Origin of the sequence: Noviherbaspirillum sp. (assembly GCF_035254685.1) — a bacterium.
Lineage (GTDB): Bacteria > Pseudomonadota > Gammaproteobacteria > Burkholderiales > Burkholderiaceae_D > Noviherbaspirillum.
Genome location: NZ_DATFAI010000003.1, coordinates 46,261 through 52,315, shown reverse-complemented (window position 1 = coordinate 52,315; position 6,055 = coordinate 46,261). Strand labels below are relative to the sequence as shown.

General features: G+C 64.0%; 5 protein-coding genes and 1 pseudogene. All 6 read right to left on the bottom strand.

Annotation, left to right across the window (positions count from 1 at the left end; genetic code table 11):
- Window positions 1-237, bottom strand: a pseudogene (locus tag VJ698_RS00645) (biotin synthase BioB); the annotation flags it as partial.
- A 72-nt stretch (window positions 238-309) separates the two neighbouring features.
- Window positions 310-1,029, bottom strand: coding sequence for a dethiobiotin synthase (gene bioD / locus VJ698_RS00640; protein ID WP_324100706.1), 720 nt, complete (start codon window positions 1,027-1,029; stop codon window positions 310-312).
- The gene (bioF, locus tag VJ698_RS00635) at window positions 1,026-2,207 is read right to left on the bottom strand and encodes an 8-amino-7-oxononanoate synthase (protein WP_324100705.1); all 1,182 of its coding nucleotides are present in this window, start codon (window positions 2,205-2,207) and stop codon (window positions 1,026-1,028) included. The genes bioD and bioF overlap by 4 nt, the downstream gene beginning before the upstream one ends.
- 2 nt (window positions 2,208-2,209) lie before the next feature.
- The gene (gene bioA, locus VJ698_RS00630; protein ID WP_324100704.1) at window positions 2,210-3,565 is read right to left on the bottom strand and encodes an adenosylmethionine--8-amino-7-oxononanoate transaminase; all 1,356 of its coding nucleotides are present in this window, start codon (window positions 3,563-3,565) and stop codon (window positions 2,210-2,212) included.
- Between the two features lie 71 nt (window positions 3,566-3,636).
- Complete coding sequence (locus VJ698_RS00625) at window positions 3,637-4,422, bottom strand: enoyl-CoA hydratase/isomerase family protein (RefSeq protein WP_324100703.1); 786 nt, start codon at window positions 4,420-4,422, stop codon at window positions 3,637-3,639.
- 2 nt (window positions 4,423-4,424) lie between these two features.
- On the bottom strand, window positions 4,425-6,032 hold the full coding sequence (locus tag VJ698_RS00620; protein WP_324100702.1) for a carboxyl transferase domain-containing protein: 1,608 nt from the start codon (window positions 6,030-6,032) through the stop codon (window positions 4,425-4,427).
- Window positions 6,033-6,055 lie beyond the last annotated feature (23 nt).

Genomic DNA, 6,055 nt, shown 5'->3' with positions numbered 1-6,055 from the left:
GGTTTCCAGCTCGAGCATCTTCTGCGCCTGCACGCCGGTGTCATAGCGCGCGGCCTGTGGGCAATAGCCGCAATCCTCGGGGCAGCCGCCGGTCTTGATCGACAGCAGCGTGGCCAGTTCGATTTCCTGCGGGTCGAAGTGTTCTCGGTGCACGATCTGCGCGCGGTACAGCAGGTCGTTGAAGGGCAGGTTGAACAGTTCCAGTACCTTGTCGACCGGCCAGCGCTGCTCTGCCATGGCCTTGCGCGCGGCGGGGGTCGCAATTTCGTGGAACGTAATCGTGTGCGACATGGGGCTACTTCCTTTGCATCAAATTAAATTAGAGCCAACAGGACGAACCGGCCAGCCCGGCAAGCCTGAAAAATCGAGATGGTCAGCCGCAGCCGAGGGCGACGCAGCGGGCAGGCGCGGAATGCAGCCGAGCGCAGGCGCGGGCAGGCGCGCTACCAGCGCTTCAAAATTGTCCGTTCCGTAACGCATTTCCAGATCGACCACATTGCCCACCCAGCCGGCCAGCTTCAGACCGCGCGCGGCGATCGCTTCGGCGGTCAGCAGCGCATGGTTCAGGCAACCCAGGCGCAGGCCGACCACGAGAATCACCGGCAGGCCGAGCTGCTGCGCAAGGTCGGCGGTATCGGTCGTGTCCGACAAGGGCACGCGGAAGCCGCCGACGCCTTCCACCACGACGGCATCCGTGGCTTGCACGATCTGGTCGTAACAGGCACGGATGTGTGGAATGTCGATCGTGACACCGTCCTGCGCGGCAGCGATGTGCGGCGCCGCCGGCTCGCGCAGCATGTAGGGCGTGGTGAGTGCGACAGGCAGCGCGACGCTGGATGCCGCGGCCAGCAGGTCGGCGTCTTCGTTATGCAGCGCGCCGTCGCGCATCTCCGCGCCGGCGGCAACCGGTTTCATGCCGACCGCGCGCAGGCCTTGTTGGGCCAAGGCGTACAGCAAGGTGCACGACACCAGCGTCTTGCCGATTTCGGTGTCGGTGCCGGTGACGAAATAAGCGACCGAAGCGTTCATGTAAATGCCTCCAGAAACGTCAGCGCGCTCGCCAGCCCGACAACATCCTGCACAGTATGCGCAGCGGACAATGTCACGCGCAGGCGCGCGGTGTCGGGCGGCACGGTCGGCGGGCGGATGCCGGGCACCCAGTAGCCCTTGCTGTACAGCGTGCCGGCAGCGCGCATGGTTTCGTCGTTCGGCCCGATGATGACGGGCTGGATGGGAGTGTGCGAGGGATGCATTTTCCAGCGCTGCAAGTTCACCGCGCCGCGCAACTGCCCGATCAGCGCGCCGAGGTGCGCACGCCGCGCCGCGCCTTCTTCGCCGGCGATGATGTCCATGCTCGCCATCAAGGCATGCGCGAGCGCGGGTGCCGCCGCGGTAGTGTAGATGTAGGGACGTGCGCGCTGCACCAGCCATTCGATCACGGTCGCGTGCGCCGCCACGAAGGCACCGCCGACGCCGGCCGCCTTGCCGAGCGTGCCCATGTAGACCAGGTAGGGCGAACGCAGTCCGAAATGCTCCAGCGCGCCGCGCCCGTTCGCACCCAGCACGCCAAAGCCGTGAGCATCATCGACCACCAGCCAGGCGCCGTACTGTTCGCACAAGGCCAGCAGCGCCGGCAGCGGTGCGAGATCGCCGTCCATGCTGAATACGCTGTCGGTGACAACCACCTTGTTCTTCGCCTTGCTGTTCTTCAGCAAACCTTCCAGCGCCGCGGTATCGCCATGTGGATAAACATGCAGGTTGGCTCGCGACAGCCGCGCACCGTCGATCAGCGAGGCGTGGTTCAATTCTTCCGAAAAGATGTCGGCGTCGCGTCCGGCCAGCGCGCTGACGATCGCCAGGTTGGCCATGTAGCCCGTGCAGAAATACAGTGCGCGCGGCGATTCCAGGTGCGGAGACAGGAATTCCGCGAAGCGCTCTTCCAGCAGCGCATGCGCACGCGAGTGGCCGCTGATCAGATGCGATGCGCCGCTGCCGACGCCATAGCGCGACGCGCCCTCGCGCAGGGCTTCGACCAGCAGCGGATGAGATGCCAGGCCGAGGTAATCGTTGCTGCAGAAGGCCAGCATGTCGCGGCCGTCCACCTTCACATGCGGCGCGCACGGCGTCTCGGCCACGCGCAGGCGGCGGCGCAGGCTTTTCTCATCCAGGTGCTGCAGTTCGCGTTCGAGTGCGGAGAGAAGTTCCATGCTCACGCTCCGATCACTTTGTCGAACACGGCAAGCGTGCGCGCGGCGAGGCCGGCGATTTCCTCGTCGTCGAGAATGTAGGGCGGCATCAGGTAGACCGTGCGTCCAATCGGACGCAGCAGCAGCTCGTTCTTCAGCGCTTCAGCGAAGAAGCGGCGCGAGAACGTGGCAGCGGCCGCCGCATCGTCGACTTGCGCATCGAAAGCCCAGATCATGCCGCGTTGGCGGAAGTGTTTCACCTTCGGATGATCGGCAAGCGGCGCAAGCGCCTCGGTAATGCGTGCTGCCCGCGTGCGATTGCGCTCGAGCACATCGTCTTCATTGAAGATCGCCAGCGTGGCGAGTGCGGCTCGGCAGGCGAGCGGATTGCCGGTGTAGGAGTGCGAATGCAGGAAGCCGCGCCGCACGTCGGCGTCATAGAAGGCTTCGTAGATGGCATCGCGTGTCATCACCAGGGACAGCGGCAGGTAGCCGCCGCTGATTCCCTTGGACAGGCAGACAAAGTCAGGCCAGATGTTCGCCTGCTCGCAGGCGAAGAAGGTGCCGGTGCGGCCGCAGCCGACGGCGATTTCATCGGCGATCAGGTGTACCTGGTAGCGATCGCACAAGGCACGTACTTCGGTCAGATACGCGGGGTCGTACATCGCCATGCCGGCCGCGCATTGCACGAGCGGCTCGACGATGATGGCAGCGATGTGATCGCTGCGCTGCTGCAGCAATGCTTCGAGCTCCTTCGCCGCGCGACGCGCCACATCCGCCGGCGTCTCTCCGTCCCGCGCATCGCGTGCATCCGGCGACATCACGACGTGCGCCTGCTTCAGCATCGGGCCATAAGCATCGCGGAACAGTTGCACATCGGTGACCGCGAGCGCGCCGACTGTTTCGCCGTGGTAGCTGCCCTTCAGGCAGACGAATTCGCGCTTGTCGGTACGGCCAATGTTGCGCCAGTAATGAAAGCTCATCTTCAGGGCGATCTCGGTCGCCGATGCACCGTCGGATGCGTAGAAGCAATGGCCGAGCACATGATTGGTGCGCGCGGACAGCTGCTCCGACAACGCGATCACCGGCTCATGCGTGAAGCCGGCCAGCATCGCGTGTTCGAGCGTGTCCAGCTGTTCCTTCAGCGCCGCGTTGATGCGCGGATTCGCATGGCCGAACAGGTTGACCCACCACGAGCTGATCGCGTCCAGGTAGCGATTGCCGTCGACGTCATACAGCCACGCGCCGCGCCCGCGCGCGACCGGCACCAGCGGCACCGTTTCGTGGTGCTGCATTTGGGTGCAGGGGTGCCAGACGCTCTTCAGGCTGCGCGCGATCTGTTCGCTGGCGGTAGAGTGGGTTTTCAGGCTTGTGTTCAAAAATACTGCTCCAAAACTGTTTCAACGGATATGCTCCTTCCCCCTTGCAGGGGGAAGGAACCAATCCTTTCTTAACCCAGCCAACCCGGCTTGCGCTTCTCCAGAAACGACCGCACGCCTTCCTTCCCTTCCTCCGAACTGCGAATATCCGCGATCCGCGTCGCTGTATCGGCGATCAGGGCCTCCGTCAGCGGCTGGCCGCCTACGTCCTGTACCAACCGCTTCGCTTCCTTCACCGCATTCGGACTATTGGACACCAGCGCCTTCACGATGTCCGCCGTCGCGGCATCGAGCGCATCGGCGGCAACCACCGTGTGCACGAAGCCAATGCGCAATGCCTCCTGCGCGGAAAAGCGTTCTGCCGTGAGGAAATACCTGCGGGCGGCGTTCTCGCCCATGGCCTTGATGACGTAGGGCGAGATTGTCGCAGGAATGAGGCCGAGTTTTGCCTCGCTCAGACAAAAATGACTTGCCTCACTGGAAACTGTGATATCGCAAGCGGCAACCAGCCCCATGCCGCCGGCGTAGCAGTCGCCTTGCACTTTTGCCACCACCGGTTTCGGGCAGGAATAAATCGCGCGCAGCATGTCGGCCAGCTGCGCGGCATCGGCACGGTTTTCCTCGTAGGTGTAGCCGGCCATCTTCTTCATCCAGTTTAGGTCGGCGCCGGCGCAGAAGGCCGGCCCGTTGGCGGCGAGCACGACGGCGCGCACCTCGTCGTGTTGGCCGAGTTCGCGGAAAGCCTGCGTGATTTCCGCGATCATGCTTTCGTTGAACGCATTGCGCACGTCGGGCCGGTTGAGGGTGAGGGTCGCAACACGGCCTTCGATCGCCAGCTGGAGTGTCTGATAACTCATGATCACATCCTGAATACGCCGAACTTCGTCTCCGGAATCGGCGCGTTCAGCGACGCGCTCAATCCCAGCCCCAGCACCATGCGGGTGTCCGCCGGATCGATCACGCCGTCGTCCCACAAGCGTGCAGACGCGTAGTACGGATGCCCCTGGTGTTCGTACTGCTGGCGGATCGGCGCCTTGAAGGCTTCTTCCTCTTCCGCGGACCAGCTGCCGCCCTTGCCTTCGATACCGTCGCGCTTGACCGTCGCCAGCACGCTCGCCGCCTGCTCGCCGCCCATCACGGAGATGCGCGCATTCGGCCACATCCACAGCATGCGCGGTGAAAAGGCGCGTCCGCACATGCCGTAATTACCGGCACCGAAGCTGCCGCCGATGATCACGGTGAACTTCGGCACCGAGGCGGTCGATACCGCCGTCACCATCTTCGCGCCGTTGCGCGCGATGCCTTCGTTTTCATACTTGCGGCCGACCATGAAGCCGGTGATGTTCTGCAGGAACACCAGCGGGATCTTTCGCTGGCAGCACAGTTCGATGAAATGCGCGCCCTTGAGCGCCGATTCCGAGAACAGGATGCCGTTGTTGGCGATGATGCCGACCGGCATGCCGAAGATGTGCGCGAAGCCGCACACCAGCGTGGTGCCGTAGCGTGCCTTGAATTCGTCGAACTCGCTGCCGTCGACGATGCGCGCAATCACTTCGCGCACGTCGAAGGGCTTGCGCGTGTCCGTCGGGATGACGCCATAAAGTTCCTTTGCGTCGTACTTCGGCGCGACCGGCTCGCGCAGCACCATTTGCTGCGGCTTCTGGCGGTTCAGGGTGGAAACGATGGTGCGTGCCAGCGACAGCGCGTGCATGTCGTTCTGCGCCAGGTGGTCGACCACGCCGGACAGGCGCGTGTGCACGTCGCCGCCTCCGAGGTCTTCCGCGCTCACCACTTCGCCGGTGGCCGCCTTCACCAGCGGCGGGCCACCGAGGAAAATGGTGCCCTGCTCCTTCACGATGATCGACTCGTCGCTCATCGCCGGCACGTAGGCGCCGCCCGCCGTGCAGGAGCCCATCACCACGGCGATCTGCGGGATGCCCTTGGCCGACAGATTGGCCTGGTTGTAGAAGATGCGGCCGAAGTGTTCGCGGTCGGGGAACACGTCATCCTGGTTCGGCAGGTTGGCGCCGCCGGAGTCGACCAGATAGATGCAGGGCAGGTTGTTCTGGTCGGCGATTTCCTGCGCGCGCAGGTGCTTCTTCACCGTCACCGGGTAATAGGTACCGCCCTTGACGGTGGCGTCATTGCACACAATCACGCATTCCTGCCCCGCCACGCGGCCGATGCCGGTGATGATGCCGGCCGAGGGCGCGGCATTGTGGTACATGTCGTAGGCGGCCAGTTGCGAGAATTCCAGGAAGGGCGTGCCCGGGTCGAGCAGCATCTGCACGCGGTCGCGCGGCAGCAGCTTGCCGCGCGAGGTGTGCTTCTTGCGCGCTTCCTCGCCGCCGCCCTGCGCGATCTTCGCGACCTTCTCCTTCAGGTCGTCAACCAGCGCCTGCATCGCGGCGGCGTTTCCCTTGAACTCTTCGCTGCGCGGATTGAGTTTGGTTTCCAGGTGAGACATTTGTTTCCTTTGCTGTGGCGTTT

Coding starts and splice junctions, on each gene's coding strand:
- bioD (WP_324100706.1), bottom strand. CDS start 1,029: ATGAACGCTTCGGTCGCTTATTTCGTCACCGGCACCGACACCGAAATC.
- VJ698_RS00620 (WP_324100702.1), bottom strand. CDS start 6,032: ATGTCTCACCTGGAAACCAAACTCAATCCGCGCAGCGAAGAGTTCAAG.
- bioF (WP_324100705.1), bottom strand. CDS start 2,207: ATGGAACTTCTCTCCGCACTCGAACGCGAACTGCAGCACCTGGATGAG.
- VJ698_RS00625 (WP_324100703.1), bottom strand. CDS start 4,422: ATGAGTTATCAGACACTCCAGCTGGCGATCGAAGGCCGTGTTGCGACC.